Genomic DNA, 13,973 nt, shown 5'->3' with positions numbered 1-13,973 from the left:
TTCGTCAATTATCGACGTGGTCTCATTCAACGGATTTCGACAGGAACGACCGTCGTTTCCTTGATCTCTTCCATGACGAAGGAGGCGGAGACATCGGACAGCGGCACCCGGGCGATCAGACGCTGATAGAGGCGGTCATAGGCTTTCACGTCCGAGACACGGGCGCGCAACACATAATCGAGGTCGCCCGACATGCGGTAGACGCCGGTGATTTCCGGGAATGCGGTGACCGCACTGCGAAACTTCACCAGCCATTCGGGATCGTGATTCGAGGTGCGCACGATGATGAAGACCGAGAGGCCGAGCCCGAGCTTTTCGGCGTCGACCAGCGCCACGCGCCCGGTGATGAAGCCGTCGTCCTCCAGCCGCTTGACCCGCCGCCAGCAGGCATTGCGCGAAAGGGCGACGCGTTCGGACAACTGATCGACCGAAAGCGTGCCGTCACGCTGCAGTTCGGCTAGCAATCTTCGATCAATCGTATCTATTTTATCGCTCATTTGGGATGAATGTCCCAAAATTATCTCTCAGGCAAGGACGAATTGGGACGAATCGCCATATTGGGCGGGTTAATCTTCACGTCACGGTCAAAAATGGGAGACAGACATGAACCGCGTCGCAAGGATTTTCACTGATCACCCGGCCTCCGTCGATGAGAGCTATCTCGAGCACATGGCCTTTGCCGGCAAGTTTTCGGGAAAACTGTTCCTGGCCGCCTTCGCAGCCCTCATTCACGCTTTGTTACCCTTCCTGTTCGAATCTACGGCGAGCGGAATCATTCGCCAGCTCTACGAGCGGACGCATAATCGCGCGAAGAACGCATGACCTTCATCCGAAAAGTCTGGAACTTTTCGGGGCTATGCTTGAGGGGCAAGTAAATCGATGTGCCGATGGGCGGCCTATCTCGGACCGGAAGTCTTTCTCGAAGACATCGTCGCCGCGCCCTGCCATTCGCTGATCGCCCAGAGTCATCATGCGCTCGAAGCCAAGTCGCCGACCAATGGCGACGGTTTTGGCGTTGCCTGGTATGGCGCGCGGCCTGAACCCGGCCTTTACCGCGACATCCTTCCGGCATGGTCCGACCCGAACCTGAAAAGCCTGTGCAGGCAGATCAGGTCCGGCTTGTTCCTCGCCCATGTCCGCGCCGCCACCGGCGGCGCCACCAGCCGCATGAACTGCCACCCCTTCGTGTCGGGCCGCTGGTCCTTCATGCATAACGGCCAGATTGGCGGCTTCGAGCGGGTGCGCCGCGGCCTCGAAAATTCGATCAGCGACGCGCTCTACGACCAACGCGAAGGCACGACCGATTCCGAATTGTTTTTCCTGATGATGCTTCAGGAGGGGTTGGCCGAAGACCCGCAAGGCGCGTCGGAGCGAGCGACCGTGCGGGTACTTGAAGCCTGCCGCCGTGCCGGGCTGGAACCGGCGCTGAAGTTGACCGCCGCCTTTTCCGACGGCGAGACGCTTTATGCGATCCGCTATTCCACCGACGCCCATGCGCCGACGCTCTATGCTGGGTCTTTTCGCGGTTCCGGTGGGCGCTGCCTCGTCTCGGAACCCTTCGACCGCGAAGGCCCGAACTGGCAGCCGATCCCGCCGTCGAGTTTCGTCACGATGACGACGGACGCGATGACGATTCGGCCGTTTGAGCCGGAAGCACCGGCAGTGGCCTCAGCACCTCGCCAGCGTATCCCGGCCTAATTCACCGGGTAGGGGCCGTCGGCAAAAACCTCGTCGTGATAACCTTTCGAGCCGATGGCCTGTGCCAGCGGGCTGCGCGGATCGTGCCCGGCCTTGAGGCGATCGAGGATCGAGGCGAAATCGTAGCGTGGCTGCCAGCCGAGGTCGCGCCGCGCGCGTTCGTTGACGTAGACGCGACCGATGCTCGGAAACATCGTCCAGCCCAGCCGCCGGTATTCGGCCTCGTAGCCCGGCACTCGCCGCCGCACGACGCTCGGCGCGTCGGTGCGCAGTTCGGCCAGGTCTTTTGGCAGGAAGGGCGTGGTTGCGCTGATGATGTATTTGCCGAAGCCGATCGCCGGCGCGCGCTCGATGGCGAGCAGATGCGCATCGACGATATCGCTGATGTCGACGCGCCGGTTCAGGAACTCGTTGACCTTGACATTGGCGTCATCTGGATAGGCTTCGCGCACATCGCTGTCATCGTCCTCCTCGGGAAAGAAGCGCGAGGTGCGCAGCACGATTGCCGGCAGCTTCTGGTTCCGCGAAAAGAGCTGGCACAGATCCTCCGCCGCTGCCTTGGTCACGCCGTATATGTTTTTGGGAACGGGCATAATGTCTTCGGTGATCCAGGCGGCGGGAGCACCTGCCGGCGGCACCAGAGCGTCGCCGAAGACGCTGGTCGTGCTGGTATAGACGAAGGCGCTCACGCCTGCAGTGGCAGCCTCTTCCAGCAGGTTCAGCGTGCCGCTGATATTGGTGTCGACGAAATCCTGCCGGCTGTGAGTGGCGACATGCGGCTTGTGCAGCGTAGCAGCATGGAGCACCGCCTGCACGCCGTACATGTGGCGCCGAACGAAGTTGCGGTCGGTGATTGAACCGACATCGTTGGTGGAGGGTGAAGCCAGAACGTCGAGCCCGATGGCCTCGTGCTCCTGCTCGTGCAGGCTGCGCACCAGCGCCTCGCCGAGATGGCCTGCACTTCCCGTCACCAGAACTTTCATCGCGGTTAGGCCTCAAGTTCGAACATCGCGCAGTGATTTCAGATTCGCCGTCGATGGCAAAGGGCCAGACGCTCTCTCTGGTTGGCCGCGGTTCTTTACTTAATGGAGGTCTTTACAAACTCACGGCACCGTAGTTCCGTAGGGGAAGTTTGTTTGAGGGAACAAAGCTATGCTGCTCGGTATGTCGCTTTCCACATTCACTCTTCTTCATGTCATAATCAGCCTGATTGGTATCGTAACAGGACTGGTCGTTCTCTACGGGCTTCTGAAGTCCCAGCGCATGGACAGCTGGACGTCTATCTTTCTGCTCACAACGGTGCTGACCAGCGTCACCGGTTTTCTCTTTCCGTTCAACGGGTTCACGCCGGCTATCGCTTTCGGGATCCTGTCGATGATCTTGCTGATTGCGGCAATAGCGGCGCGCTACGCCTATCACCTCGCCGGCTCGTGGCGCTGGATCTATGTCGTCACGGCGGTGATCTCGCTCTACCTCAATTGCTTCGTGCTGGTCGTGCAGTCGTTCCTGAAGGTACCGGCGCTCAATGCGCTGGCGCCCACCGGCTCCGAGCCACCCTTCGCGATCGTGCAGGGCATCGTGCTGCTGTTCTTCCTTATAACCGGCTTTCTCGCAGTCAGGCGGTTTCATCCGCTCGGCAGCCTGCAGCTGGCCTAGCTGCGTCGCCATTTCGCATTCGACAGCCTGTCGATGTGCTGCTAGAAGCCCGCGCATCAACAGGATCATCGTAAATGGCTGAAGACATAGCCAAGGCGGTTGCCAGGCGCCGCACATTCGCGATCATCGCGCACCCGGACGCCGGCAAGACGACGCTGACCGAAAAGCTGCTGCTGTTCGGCGGAGCCATTCAGCTTGCCGGTGAGGTCAAGGCCAAGAAGGACCGCATCCAGACCCGTTCGGACTGGATGAAGATCGAGCGCGAGCGCGGCATTTCAGTCGTCACCTCTGTGATGACCTTCGAATATGGCGACAACGTCTTCAACCTGCTCGACACGCCCGGCCATGAGGACTTTGCCGACGACACCTATCGCACGCTGTCGGCGGTCGACTCGGCCGTTATGGTCATCGACGCCGCCAAGGGCATCGAGCCGCGCACGCTGAAGCTTTTCGAAGTCTGCCGCATGCGCGACATCCCGATCGTCACTTTCGTCAACAAGATGGACCGCGAGGCCCGCGATACCTACGAGATCCTCGACGAGATCGAGCAGAAGCTGGCGCTCGACACCGCGCCGATCACCTGGCCGATCGGCCAGGGCAAGACCTTTGCCGGCACCTACCATCTCGCCCAGAATGCGGTGCGCCGCGGTGACGACGAGAAGGAACGGACGCCGGTCAGCGGGCCGGATTCCAACCGCGCCGCCGGCCTGTTGCCCGACAATGACCGGCCGGCCTTCATCGAGGAACTGGAACTGGCGCGCGAGGCTTGCCGGCCCTTCGATCTCAAGGCGTTCCGCGAGGGCCACCTGACGCCGGTCTATTTCGGCTCGGCGCTTCGCAATTTCGGCGTGCGTGACCTGATCGAGGCGCTGGGCGATTACGGTCCCGCGCCGCGCGCCCAGGAGGCAGACACGCGCAAGGTCGAGGCGACTGAGGAGAAGATGACCTCCTTCGTCTTCAAGATCCAGGCAAACATGGACCCGAACCACCGCGACCGCATCGCCTTTGTGCGCGTCTGCTCCGGCACGCTTCAGCGCGGCATGAAGGCCAAGCTGGTGCGCACGGGCAAGCAGATGAGCCTGTCTGCGCCGCAGTTCTTCTTCGCCCGTTCGCGCATCACCGCCGACGAGGCCTATGCCGGCGACGTGGTCGGCATTCCCAACCACGGCACGCTGCGCATCGGCGACACGCTGACCGAGGGCGAGGATATTCTGTTCCGGGGCGTGCCGAATTTTGCACCGGAAATCCTGCGCCGCGTCCGCCTCGGCGATGCGATGAAAGCCAAGAAGCTGAAGGAGGCGCTGCAGCAGATGGCCGAGGAGGGCGTCGTCCAGCTGTTTCAGCCGGAGGACGGCTCGCCGGCCATTGTCGGCGTCGTCGGTGCGCTGCAGATCGACGTGCTGAAGGAACGTCTGTCGGCGGAATATACGCTGCCGGTCGATTTCGAGATGGCGCGTTTTTCGATCTGCCGCTGGATCGATGCCGATGACAAGGAAGACCTGCTGCGCTTCATCGAATCGCATCGCGGCGACATTGCCCGCGACCTCGACGGCGACCCGGTGTTCCTCGCCCAGCACGAATTCTCGCTGAACTACGAGGCCGAGCGCTGGAAGGCGATCCACTTCGCCGCGATCAAGGATTATCAGGTCCGCGACAGGGCGGCTTGAATTCGAAGCTTTGCCGTCAGCAGGTTTCCACGGCCTCCGGCACGCTGAGGCTCTGCAATGAACTCACCGCCCTGCGGTCGATCGCCCCGATGACGGAGCGCGCCAGTTCGCGGCCGGCGAGCCGGACGTCTTCGTTGACGACGTAGATCTTCGGCCGCAGCAGATGCAGCAGCTTCGAAGACTGCTTCGAGACGATGTCGACATCGGCGCCGACCGCAAGCCCTGCATCTTCCGTGCCGGCGACCAGGGCGAAGGTCGCCGCGCCGCTGCCGCTGACGATGCCGTCGGGCGGCGTGCGCCGGCGCATCAGTTCCCTGGTGTGCTCGCGGATTTCGTCGATCGACTGATCCAGATTGGCCGTACCGAAGGAAATCTCGTCCAGCTCGCATTCGGCCAAAGCTGCCAGAAAGCCTTCGCGCATGTGCCGGTAATAGCTGAGGTTGGGCGTCGGAGCGAGCAGCGTGATGCGCTTGCGTCCCAGCGCCTTCAGCTTGCGCACGGCCTGAACGGCATAGGCGCGATTGTCGAAGTCGTGGAACGGATGCTCGATCCCCATATGGGTGCGGCCATGGGTGGTGAAGGGAAAGCCGTGCTCGACCATGTAGCGCACGCGGGCATCGTTGGGCTCGGTGCGTGAGATGATGATGCCGTCGGCCGAGCCTGTCTCGAGCACGTAGCGCACCGGCTCCAGCGGATCGTTGGTGCGCGAATAGGGCGTGACGATGAAGTGGTAGGGCGTCTGCGCCAGATGCTCGGAAATGCCGTAGATCATGTCGGAGACGAAGCCGCCAACCTGCTCCTCGGTGTTGAGCACCAGGCTGATGACGTTGGTCTTGCCGGTGCGCAGCCTGACGCCGGCGCGGTTCGGGCGGTAGCCGACCTGGCGGGCGACGAGCTGGACGCGCTTGCGCGTCTCCACGCCGATTTCCGGCGCATCCTTCAAGGCGCGCGAAACCGTGGTGACGCCGAGCCCGGTCATGAAGGCGATCGTCTTCAGCGTCGGCCGCTCGTCCGTTCTGGAAGAGGCCGGGCCTGCCGGATCGTCGGTTTGTGGTCTGTCATTCATTGCCGTTGCCTGCGGCTCCCCAGAGTGACCGCATATCGCACTCTAACATTGGACCTTGCAAGTGTTTCCCGCAATACCTGTAACGTTTCAGAAATTGTGCGGTGCGAAATCGATTGCCCCTGAACTGTGGGTTGAGGTTGGCCGCGCTGCGCATCGGAAGACTAGCCGGCTATCGGTGAAGGGAATAATCGAAACCTTGATTTTTAACGCAAATTTCTGCTGATTTATTGCAATGCAGCACGGATTTTTGCGCCTGCGATCCAGGCTTGGCGCTGCGTGATATTTATTCGGGGCGCGAAAAAATCATGGCGACAGGCCACTCTTCTGTTGCGAAGTCATTTTTCTTCGCATAGCGTGCCGGGCTGTAACGTTTCAGATTTCAGGGAGGAGTGACGATGCGTTATTGTCTCACGACCGCTGCGCTTGCAGCTGGGGTTGCATTCATGACTGCCGCCGCCGCTTCGGCGACCGATCTTGAAGTAACGCATTGGTGGACCTCCGGCGGCGAAGCAGCCGCGGTTGGCGAGCTCGCCAAGGCCTTCGACGCGACGGGCAATCACTGGGTCGACGGCGCCATTGCCGGTTCCGGCGGCACCGCCCGCCCGATCATGATCAGCCGTATTACTGGCGGCGATCCGATGGGCGCCACCCAGTTCAACCACGGCCGCCAGGCCGAGGAGCTCGTGCAGGCCGGGCTTATGCGCGACCTGACCGACATCGCCACCAAGGAAAAATGGACCGAGATCGTTCGGCCGAAGAGCCTGCTCGACAGCTGCACCATCGACGGCAAGATTTACTGCGTGCCGGTCAACATCCATTCATGGCAATGGCTGTGGCTGTCCAACGAAGCCTTCGAGAAGGCCGGCGTCGCCGTGCCGAAGGACTGGAACGAGTTCGTGGCTGCTGCTCCCGCCCTCGAGAAAGCCGGCATCGTGCCGCTGGCAGTCGGCGGCCAGCCCTGGCAGGCATCCGGCGCGTTCGACGTTCTGCTCGCCGCAGTTGGCGGCAAGGACACTTTCCTGAAAGTCTATCAGGACAAGGATGCGGCGTTTGCCGCCGGGCCAGAGATCGGCAAGGTCTTCAAGGCCGCCGACGACGCCCGCAAAATGTCGAAGGGCACCAATGTGCAGGACTGGAACCAGGCCACCAACATGGTCATCACCGGCAAGGCCGGCGGCCAGATCATGGGTGACTGGGCGCAGGGCGAGTTCCAGGTTGCCGGAAAGGTGGCCGGCAAGGATTATTCCTGCCTGCCCGGGCTCGGCCTCAATCCGATGATCGCGACCGGCGGCGACGCTTTCTATTTCCCGCTGCTGAAGGACGAAGCCAAGTCCAAGGCGCAGGAAGCGCTGGCGACGACGCTTCTCGATCCCAAGACGCAGGTTGCGTTCAACCTCAAGAAAGGCTCGCTGCCGGTACGTGGCGACGTCGACCTGAACGCCGCCAATGACTGCATGAAGAAAGGCCTCGACATCCTGGCCAAGGGCAATGTCATGCCCTGGACCGACCAGCTCATGTCGCAGGACACCCAGAAGCAGAAGGAGGATCTCTTCTCCGAGTTCTTCTCCAATCAGGGCCTGACCGTCGAAGACGCCCAGAAGCGTTTTGCCGACATCGTCTCGAGCGCCGACTGATCTTGCTGCCGATACTGCACACCGGCCCGTCTGAACGGGCCGGTGTGTTCCGGCCTCATATCCAAAAGGATTGCTGTGAGCGAAACCTATCCCAAGCGCCCCAGCCAGCTGTTCAGGAACCTGAGCGCCAAGATCGCCTCCGTACCGATGATCCTTACGGCGGTCGTGGTCTTCGCCGGCGGCACCGCCTGGACCGTGCTTTATTCCTTCACCAATTCGAAGCTTCTGCCGCGCTTCAGCTTCGTCGGGCTCGACCAGTATTACCGGCTCTGGGCGGCACCACGCTGGGGCGTGGCCGTCGAGAATCTTGCAATCTACGGCGTGCTCTCGCTCATCTTCTCGCTGGCGATCGGCTTTCTGCTTGCGGCCCTGCTCGACCAGAAGATTCGCTTCGAGGACACGTTCCGCACCATCTTCCTTTATCCCTTTGCCTTGTCCTTCATCGTCACCGGGCTGGTCTGGCAATGGCTGCTTAACCCGGATTTCGGCGTGCAGGCCGTGGTGCGCGGGCTGGGTTGGGAAAGCTTCACCTTCAACCCGCTCTATGATGCCAGCATCGTCATCTACGGCATCCTGATCGCGGCACTCTGGCAAGGCACCGGCCTTGTCATGTGCCTGATGCTGGCGGGCCTGCGCGGCATCGACGAGGACATCTGGAAGGCGGCGCGCGTCGACGGCATCCCTATGTGGAAGACCTATCTCTTCATCGTCATTCCGATGATGCGGCCCGTCTTCATCACCACCATCGTCATCATCGCCTCTGGCATCATCAAGGTCTACGATCTCGTCGTCGCGCAGACCAGCGGTGGCCCCGGCATCGCTTCCGAAGTGCCGGCGAAATATGTCTACGACTACATGTTCTTCGCCCAGAATCTCGGCCAGGGCTTTGCCGCCTCGACCATGATGCTGCTCAGTGTGATCATCGTCGTCGTGCCATGGGCCTATCTCGAATTCGGGAGGGCGCGGCGTGGCTGATACGGCAACCCTCGACATGGCGCCCGCCGCAACCGCAACCCGGATCGAAACCGGGCCGCGCGGAGCAAAGCCGCGAAAAACCTTTTCCCGCCGCAACATCTTTCTCTACGGCACGCTCATCGTGGTGGCGGTCTATTACCTGCTGCCGCTCTATGTGATGGTCGTAACGTCGCTGAAGGGCATGCCGGAAATCCGCCTCGGCAACATCTTCTCGCCGCCGGTGGAGATCACTTTCGAGCCCTGGGTAAAGGCCTGGTCGCAGGCCTGCACCGGCCTCAATTGCGACGGCCTTTCGCGCGGCTTCTGGAACTCGGTGCGCATCACCGTGCCGTCGGTAATCCTGTCGATCGCGCTCGCCTCGATCAACGGCTACGCGCTCGCCAACTGGCGCTTCAAGGGCGCCGATCTCTTCTTCACCATCCTCATCGTCGGCGCCTTCATCCCCTATCAGGTGATGATCTACCCGATCGTCATACTGCTCAGGGAAATCGGCCTCTATGGCAGCCTGTGGGGTCTCGTCATCGTTCATTCCATCTTCGGCATGCCGATCCTGACGCTGCTTTTCCGCAATTACTTTACCTCCGTTCCCGAAGAGCTGTTCAAGGCAGCCCGCGTCGACGGGGCAGGTTTCTGGGGCATCTACTTCCGCATCATGCTGCCTATGTCGCTGCCGATCTTCGTCGTCGCGATCATCCTGCAGGTCACCGGCATCTGGAACGATTTTCTCTTCGGCGTCGTCTACACGCGGCCGGACACCTATCCGATGACCGTACAGCTCAACAACATCGTCAATTCAGTGCAAGGCGTGAAGGAGTACAACGTCAACATGGCCGCAACCATCCTGACCGGCCTTGTGCCGCTGATCGTCTACTTCGCTTCCGGCAAGCTGTTCGTGCGCGGCATCGCCGCTGGCGCGGTCAAGGGTTGATGGTTATGGCGGCAGGCAAGCCCAGCGTCTCGATCAAGGATCTGTCGCTCAATTTCGGCAACGTGCAGGTGCTTCAGGCGCTGAACCTCGACATCGCCGAAGGCGAGTTCCTGGTGCTGCTCGGGCCGTCCGGTTGCGGCAAGTCGACCTTGCTCAACTGCATCGCCGGCCTGCTCGATATTTCTGACGGACAGATCTTCATCAACGGCAAGAACGTTACCTGGGAAGAGCCGAAAGACCGCGGCATCGGCATGGTGTTCCAGTCCTATGCGCTCTACCCGCAGATGACTGTCGAGGGAAATCTTTCGTTCGGCCTGAAGACGGCCGGACTGCCAAAGGACGAGATCGCCAAGCGCATCGCGCGGGCTTCGGAAATATTGCAGATCGAACCGTTGCTGAAACGAAAGCCTTCCGCGCTCTCCGGCGGCCAGCGCCAGCGTGTCGCCATCGGCCGGGCGCTGGTGCGTGACGTAGATGTGTTCCTGTTCGACGAGCCGTTGTCCAATCTCGATGCCAAGCTGCGCTCGGAACTGCGCGTCGAGATCAAGCGCCTGCATCAGCGGCTTGCCAACACCATGATCTATGTCACCCACGACCAGATCGAGGCGCTGACGCTCGCCGACCGCATCGCCGTGATGAAGGGTGGCGTCATCCAGCAGCTTGACGCGCCGCAGGCGATATACAATCGTCCGGTCAATCGCTTCGTCGCCGATTTCCTTGGTTCTCCGAGCATGAATTTCATAAGTGGCCAGCTCGAAGGCGGCGAGAAGCCACACTTCAAGGCGGACGGTGTTTCGGTGCCGCTCGACCGCTATGCCTTCGACAAATCCAGTGCCGCCACCGGCGCTTGCATATTCGGCATCAGGCCCGAGCATATCGCCCATGGCGAGCAGGCGGCGGCACTGCCTTTCTCCCGCGAAATCGAGGTCGAGATCATCGAACCGATGGGCTCCGACATGCTCGTCTGGACCAAGCTTGGCGGCAGCAATCTCACATTCCGCGCCGAGGCGGAAAAGCCCCTGAAAGTCGGCGACCGTGTGATCGTCGGCTTCGACCCGGCGCGCGCTTCGCTGTTCGACGCTCCCACCGGAAACCGCATCTGAACTCCCAACATCAAACACGGACAATCGGCATGAACTGGTCATTTCAACTTTACAGCGCCCGCAATTTTCAGCCCTGGAACGATGTCGTCAAAACACTCGGCTGGATCGGCTACCGGGAAGTCGAAGGCTTTGGCGGCGTCTATGACGATCCGGCCGGCCTGCGCGCCGAGCTCGACAAGAACGGCCTTGCCATGCCGACCGGGCATTTTTCCATCGACATGCTGGAGAACGATTTCGCAGCCGCGGAAAAAATCGCAACGGCGCTCGGCATGAAGGTTCTGGTTTGTCCCTATCTGGTGGCCGAGCAGCGTCCGACCGACAGCGCCGGCTGGCAGGCATTCGGCAAGCGCCTGGCTGCGGTTAGCGATAAGGCCAGGAAGGCCGGCTTCGGTTTCGCCTGGCACAATCACGATTTCGAATTCGCGGCCCTGTCCGACGGCTCGGTGCCACTGACGCATATTCTCGAAGCGGCTCCCGATATCGGCTGGGAGGCCGACATCGCCTGGATCGTTCGCGGCGGTGCCGATCCCATGGCCTGGATCGAGAAATACGGCTCGCGCATCATTGCTGTGCATGTGAAGGATATTGCCCGCAGCGGCGAGGGGCTGGACGAAGACGGCTGGTCGGATGTCGGCCACGGCACGATCGACTGGAGGGCGCTGACCGCCGTGCTGCGCGACCGGACGCCGGCGAAATACTTCATCATGGAACAGGACAATCCGAACAATTTCGAACGCTTCGCCCGGCGCTCGCTTGAAGCCGCCAAGAGCTTCTAGGAGACGACGATCATGGCAAAGAAACTCGGGATCGGCGTCATCGGCTGCGGCAACATCTCCAAGGCTTACTTCAAGCTATCGCCGCTGTTTCGCGGCATGGAAATGCGCGCCTGCGCCGACATAAACGAAGAAGCGGCAAAGGCGCGCGCCAAGGAGTTCTCCCTGCGCGCCGAGAGTGTCGACGGATTGCTCAAGTCCGACGACATCGACATCGTCGTCAACCTCACCATTCCGGCAGCGCATTATGAAGTGTCGAAGCAGGTGCTGGACGCCGGCAAGCATGTCTATTCGGAAAAGCCCTTCGTGCTTTCGGTCAAGGAAGGGCTCGACCTGAAGAAGCGGGCCGAAAAGAAGGGGCTGCGCATTGGTTCGGCGCCCGACACTTTCTTCGGCGGCTCGCACCAGCTTGCCCGCCACATGATCGACGACGGCAAGCTCGGCAAGATCACCAGCGGCACCTGCCATGTCATGAGCCACGGCATGGAGCACTGGCATCCCAACCCGGACTTTTTTTTCCTGCCCGGCGGCGGACCGATCCTCGATCTCGGGCCTTATTACATCACCAACCTGGTCCAACTCATCGGACCGGTGAAGCGGGTGGCCGCACTGACCGCGATCCCCGCCAGGGAGCGGACGATCAGTTCCAAGCCGCGTGCCGGCGAAAAAATCCCGGTCTCGACGCCGACGACCATCCATGCCCTACTGGAATTCGAGAACGGCGCGGTGATCACCTTCAATGCGAGCTGGGATGTCTGGCACAGCGGCCATGCCCCGATGGAACTCTACGGCGAGAACGGCACGCTCTACATGCCCGATCCCAACTTCTTCGGCGGCGACCTGCGCTACACCAAGGGCAGCAAGCCGGCCAAGAAGCTGCCGAAATGGGACCATCCTTTCCAGAAGGCCAATGAAGTCCATTCGCAAGGGCCGATGGCCAATTACCGTACGGCCGGCCTTGCCGATATGGCGATCGCCATCCGGGAGGGACGGCCGCATCGCTGCTCGCTCGACCTCGCGCTGCATGTCGTCGACATCATGACCGGCATCCTGAAATCCGGGGACAGCGGCAAGTTCGTTGACATGCGGACGACCTGCGAGCGGCCTGCCGCACTCGGCATAAAGGAAGCCAAGGCGCTTCTCGCCAAAACAAAATAGGTCTATCGGGAGGGAGCAAATCCAAATCCCTCCCGACAGATTCTTCGAGGAAATCACCATGGCCTGGCATCCCGCCGACAACCGTTACGAGACGATGCGCTACAACCGCTGCGGCCGCTCCGGCCTGAAGCTGCCGGCGATCTCGCTCGGGCTCTGGCACAATTTCGGCAACGATACGCCGCACCAGACCAAGCAGGCGATCTGCCGCAAGGCCTTCGACCTCGGCATCACCCATTTCGACCTCGCCAACAATTACGGTCCGCCGCCCGGTTCTGCCGAAACTGCCTTCGGCGAAATCCTGCGCGCCGACTTTGCCGGCCTGCGTGACGAGCTGATCATCTCCAGCAAGGCCGGCTACGACATGTGGCCGGGGCCGTATGGCGAATGGGGCAGCCGTAAATATGTGCTGGCAAGCCTCGACCAGAGTCTCAAGCGCATGGGGCTCGATTATGTCGACATCTTCTATTCGCACCGCTTCGATCCGGAAACTCCGCTGGAAGAAACGATGATGGCGCTCGACCATGCCGTGCGCTCGGGCAAGGCGCTCTATGTCGGCATCTCGTCCTACAATTCGCAGCGCACCCGCGAGGCCGCGGCGATCCTGCGCGAGCTTGGCACGCCCTGCCTTATCCACCAGCCGAGCTATTCCATGCTCAATCGCTGGGTCGAGGAAGACGGGCTGCTCGACACGCTGGACGAGCTCGGCGTCGGTTCGATCGTGTTCTCGCCGCTGGCGCAAGGCATGCTGACGACGAAATATCTGAAGGGCATTCCCGAGGACAGCCGCGCCGCGCAAGGCAAGTCGCTGCGCCAGGAATTCCTCAACGACAAGGCGCTCGCCAACATCAAGGCGCTGAACGCCATCGCCGAAAAGCGCGGCCAGACGCTGGCGCAGATGGCGCTTGCCTGGGTGCTGCGCGGCGGTCGGGTGACTTCTGCGCTGATTGGCGCCAGCCGGCCGGAGCAGGTGGAGGATTGCGTCGGTGCGCTGAAGAACCCGGATTTCTCGGATGCCGAGCTTGCCGAGATCGATCAGTACGCCCGCGAGGCCGACATCAATCTCTGGGCCCGCTCGGCCGAGCGGAAAGGGCCGGTGCGGAAGAAGTAATTTTCGGCGCATTCTGGTGTCTGTGCTCGAACCGCCTCTCACGTCCGCCAGGTTCAGGCATGGATTCCCGACACTCTCCGCTCGTTCCTCGCTCACGAGGTCGAGAATGACGAGTTGCGGTTTCGCCGCTTGCTAATCTCCAACGTCTCCGGTTGCAGAAGCGTTAAAATGAAGCTCGTCATTCTCGACCTCGTGAGCGAAGCGGAG

The 13,973-nt window shown here is 61.4% G+C and carries 14 protein-coding genes; 11 read left to right on the top strand and 3 right to left on the bottom strand.

What is annotated here, in order from left to right:
- Window positions 1–26 precede the first annotated feature (26 nt).
- On the bottom strand, window positions 27–497 hold the full coding sequence (locus tag G6N74_RS17300; RefSeq protein ID WP_091911615.1) for an Lrp/AsnC family transcriptional regulator: 471 nt from the start codon (window positions 495–497) through the stop codon (window positions 27–29).
- A gap of 106 nt (window positions 498–603) precedes the next feature.
- On the opposite strand from G6N74_RS17300, the gene G6N74_RS17295 reads away from it, so the two are divergent.
- Both G6N74_RS17295 and G6N74_RS17290 read left to right on the top strand, forming a co-directional pair.
- Entirely contained in the window at window positions 604–822 is a 219-nt protein-coding gene (locus tag G6N74_RS17295; protein ID WP_165119176.1) for a DUF6356 family protein, read from the top strand.
- A 57-nt stretch (window positions 823–879) separates the two neighbouring features.
- Window positions 880–1,698 (top strand): class II glutamine amidotransferase, encoded by an 819-nt coding sequence (locus tag G6N74_RS17290; RefSeq protein WP_165119175.1) that lies wholly within the window; start codon window positions 880–882, stop codon window positions 1,696–1,698.
- Here G6N74_RS17290 and G6N74_RS17285 read toward each other — a convergent pair.
- Window positions 1,695–2,681 (bottom strand): NAD-dependent epimerase/dehydratase family protein, encoded by a 987-nt coding sequence (locus G6N74_RS17285; RefSeq protein ID WP_165119174.1) that lies wholly within the window; start codon window positions 2,679–2,681, stop codon window positions 1,695–1,697. The two genes, G6N74_RS17290 and G6N74_RS17285, sit on opposite strands and share 4 nt — an antisense overlap.
- Before the next feature lie 169 nt (window positions 2,682–2,850).
- Here G6N74_RS17285 and G6N74_RS17280 point away from each other — a divergent pair, with 169 nt between their 5' ends.
- On the top strand, window positions 2,851–3,354 hold the full coding sequence (locus G6N74_RS17280; protein ID WP_165119173.1) for a hypothetical protein: 504 nt from the start codon (window positions 2,851–2,853) through the stop codon (window positions 3,352–3,354).
- 74 nt (window positions 3,355–3,428) lie between these two features.
- Window positions 3,429–5,021, top strand: a complete 1,593-nt coding sequence (locus tag G6N74_RS17275) for a peptide chain release factor 3 (protein WP_165119172.1) — start codon at window positions 3,429–3,431, stop codon at window positions 5,019–5,021.
- Between the two features lie 16 nt (window positions 5,022–5,037).
- Here the strand turns inward: G6N74_RS17275 and G6N74_RS17270 are convergent, their stop codons facing one another.
- Complete coding sequence (locus G6N74_RS17270) at window positions 5,038–6,087, bottom strand: LacI family transcriptional regulator (protein WP_165119171.1); 1,050 nt, start codon at window positions 6,085–6,087, stop codon at window positions 5,038–5,040.
- Window positions 6,088–6,482: 395 nt separating this feature from the next.
- Here G6N74_RS17270 and G6N74_RS17265 point away from each other — a divergent pair, with 395 nt between their 5' ends.
- The 7 genes from G6N74_RS17265 to mgrA all read left to right on the top strand — a co-directional run bounded on the left by G6N74_RS17265 (window position 6,483) and on the right by mgrA (window position 13,766).
- A complete protein-coding gene (locus G6N74_RS17265) occupies window positions 6,483–7,721 on the top strand; it encodes an ABC transporter substrate-binding protein (RefSeq protein ID WP_165119170.1) in 1,239 nt (412 codons plus the stop codon).
- A 75-nt stretch (window positions 7,722–7,796) separates the two neighbouring features.
- Entirely contained in the window at window positions 7,797–8,696 is a 900-nt protein-coding gene (locus G6N74_RS17260; protein ID WP_312857885.1) for a carbohydrate ABC transporter permease, read from the top strand.
- Window positions 8,697–8,712: 16 nt separating this feature from the next.
- Window positions 8,713–9,624 (top strand): carbohydrate ABC transporter permease, encoded by a 912-nt coding sequence (locus G6N74_RS17255; RefSeq protein WP_165119236.1) that lies wholly within the window; start codon window positions 8,713–8,715, stop codon window positions 9,622–9,624.
- On the top strand, window positions 9,624–10,727 hold the full coding sequence (locus G6N74_RS17250) for an ABC transporter ATP-binding protein (protein ID WP_376767720.1): 1,104 nt from the start codon (window positions 9,624–9,626) through the stop codon (window positions 10,725–10,727). Before G6N74_RS17255 ends, G6N74_RS17250 begins: the two co-directional genes overlap by 1 nt.
- A gap of 29 nt (window positions 10,728–10,756) precedes the next feature.
- Entirely contained in the window at window positions 10,757–11,503 is a 747-nt protein-coding gene (locus tag G6N74_RS17245; protein ID WP_165119168.1) for a sugar phosphate isomerase/epimerase family protein, read from the top strand.
- 12 nt (window positions 11,504–11,515) lie between these two features.
- The gene (locus tag G6N74_RS17240) at window positions 11,516–12,658 is read left to right on the top strand and encodes a Gfo/Idh/MocA family protein (RefSeq protein WP_165119167.1); all 1,143 of its coding nucleotides are present in this window, start codon (window positions 11,516–11,518) and stop codon (window positions 12,656–12,658) included.
- Window positions 12,659–12,716: 58 nt separating this feature from the next.
- Window positions 12,717–13,766 carry an L-glyceraldehyde 3-phosphate reductase gene (gene mgrA, locus G6N74_RS17235; protein WP_165119166.1) on the top strand — a complete coding sequence of 350 codons (1,050 nt, stop codon included), beginning with the start codon at window positions 12,717–12,719 and terminating at the stop codon, window positions 13,764–13,766.
- Window positions 13,767–13,973: the final 207 nt, after the last annotated feature.

The organism is Mesorhizobium zhangyense (genome assembly GCF_011045115.1).
In the GTDB taxonomy this organism is placed as follows: domain Bacteria; phylum Pseudomonadota; class Alphaproteobacteria; order Rhizobiales; family Rhizobiaceae; genus Mesorhizobium_M; species Mesorhizobium_M zhangyense.
This window is presented reverse-complemented; position numbering and strand designations above follow the sequence as displayed.

What these genes read in the sequence shown, in the direction of transcription:
- G6N74_RS17265 (WP_165119170.1), top strand. Translation starts at nt 6,483, where the DNA reads ATGCGTTATTGTCTCACGACCGCTGCGCTTGCAGCTGGGGTTGCATTC.
- G6N74_RS17280 (WP_165119173.1), top strand. Translation starts at nt 2,851, where the DNA reads ATGCTGCTCGGTATGTCGCTTTCCACATTCACTCTTCTTCATGTCATA.
- G6N74_RS17240 (WP_165119167.1), top strand. Translation starts at nt 11,516, where the DNA reads ATGGCAAAGAAACTCGGGATCGGCGTCATCGGCTGCGGCAACATCTCC.
- mgrA (WP_165119166.1), top strand. Translation starts at nt 12,717, where the DNA reads ATGGCCTGGCATCCCGCCGACAACCGTTACGAGACGATGCGCTACAAC.
- G6N74_RS17255 (WP_165119236.1), top strand. Translation starts at nt 8,713, where the DNA reads ATGGCGCCCGCCGCAACCGCAACCCGGATCGAAACCGGGCCGCGCGGA.
- G6N74_RS17295 (WP_165119176.1), top strand. Translation starts at nt 604, where the DNA reads ATGAACCGCGTCGCAAGGATTTTCACTGATCACCCGGCCTCCGTCGAT.
- G6N74_RS17270 (WP_165119171.1), bottom strand. Translation starts at nt 6,087, where the DNA reads ATGAATGACAGACCACAAACCGACGATCCGGCAGGCCCGGCCTCTTCC.
- G6N74_RS17300 (WP_091911615.1), bottom strand. Translation starts at nt 497, where the DNA reads ATGAGCGATAAAATAGATACGATTGATCGAAGATTGCTAGCCGAACTG.
- G6N74_RS17245 (WP_165119168.1), top strand. Translation starts at nt 10,757, where the DNA reads ATGAACTGGTCATTTCAACTTTACAGCGCCCGCAATTTTCAGCCCTGG.
- G6N74_RS17275 (WP_165119172.1), top strand. Translation starts at nt 3,429, where the DNA reads ATGGCTGAAGACATAGCCAAGGCGGTTGCCAGGCGCCGCACATTCGCG.
- G6N74_RS17290 (WP_165119175.1), top strand. Translation starts at nt 880, where the DNA reads ATGTGCCGATGGGCGGCCTATCTCGGACCGGAAGTCTTTCTCGAAGAC.
- G6N74_RS17250 (WP_376767720.1), top strand. Translation starts at nt 9,624, where the DNA reads ATGGTTATGGCGGCAGGCAAGCCCAGCGTCTCGATCAAGGATCTGTCG.
- G6N74_RS17285 (WP_165119174.1), bottom strand. Translation starts at nt 2,681, where the DNA reads ATGAAAGTTCTGGTGACGGGAAGTGCAGGCCATCTCGGCGAGGCGCTG.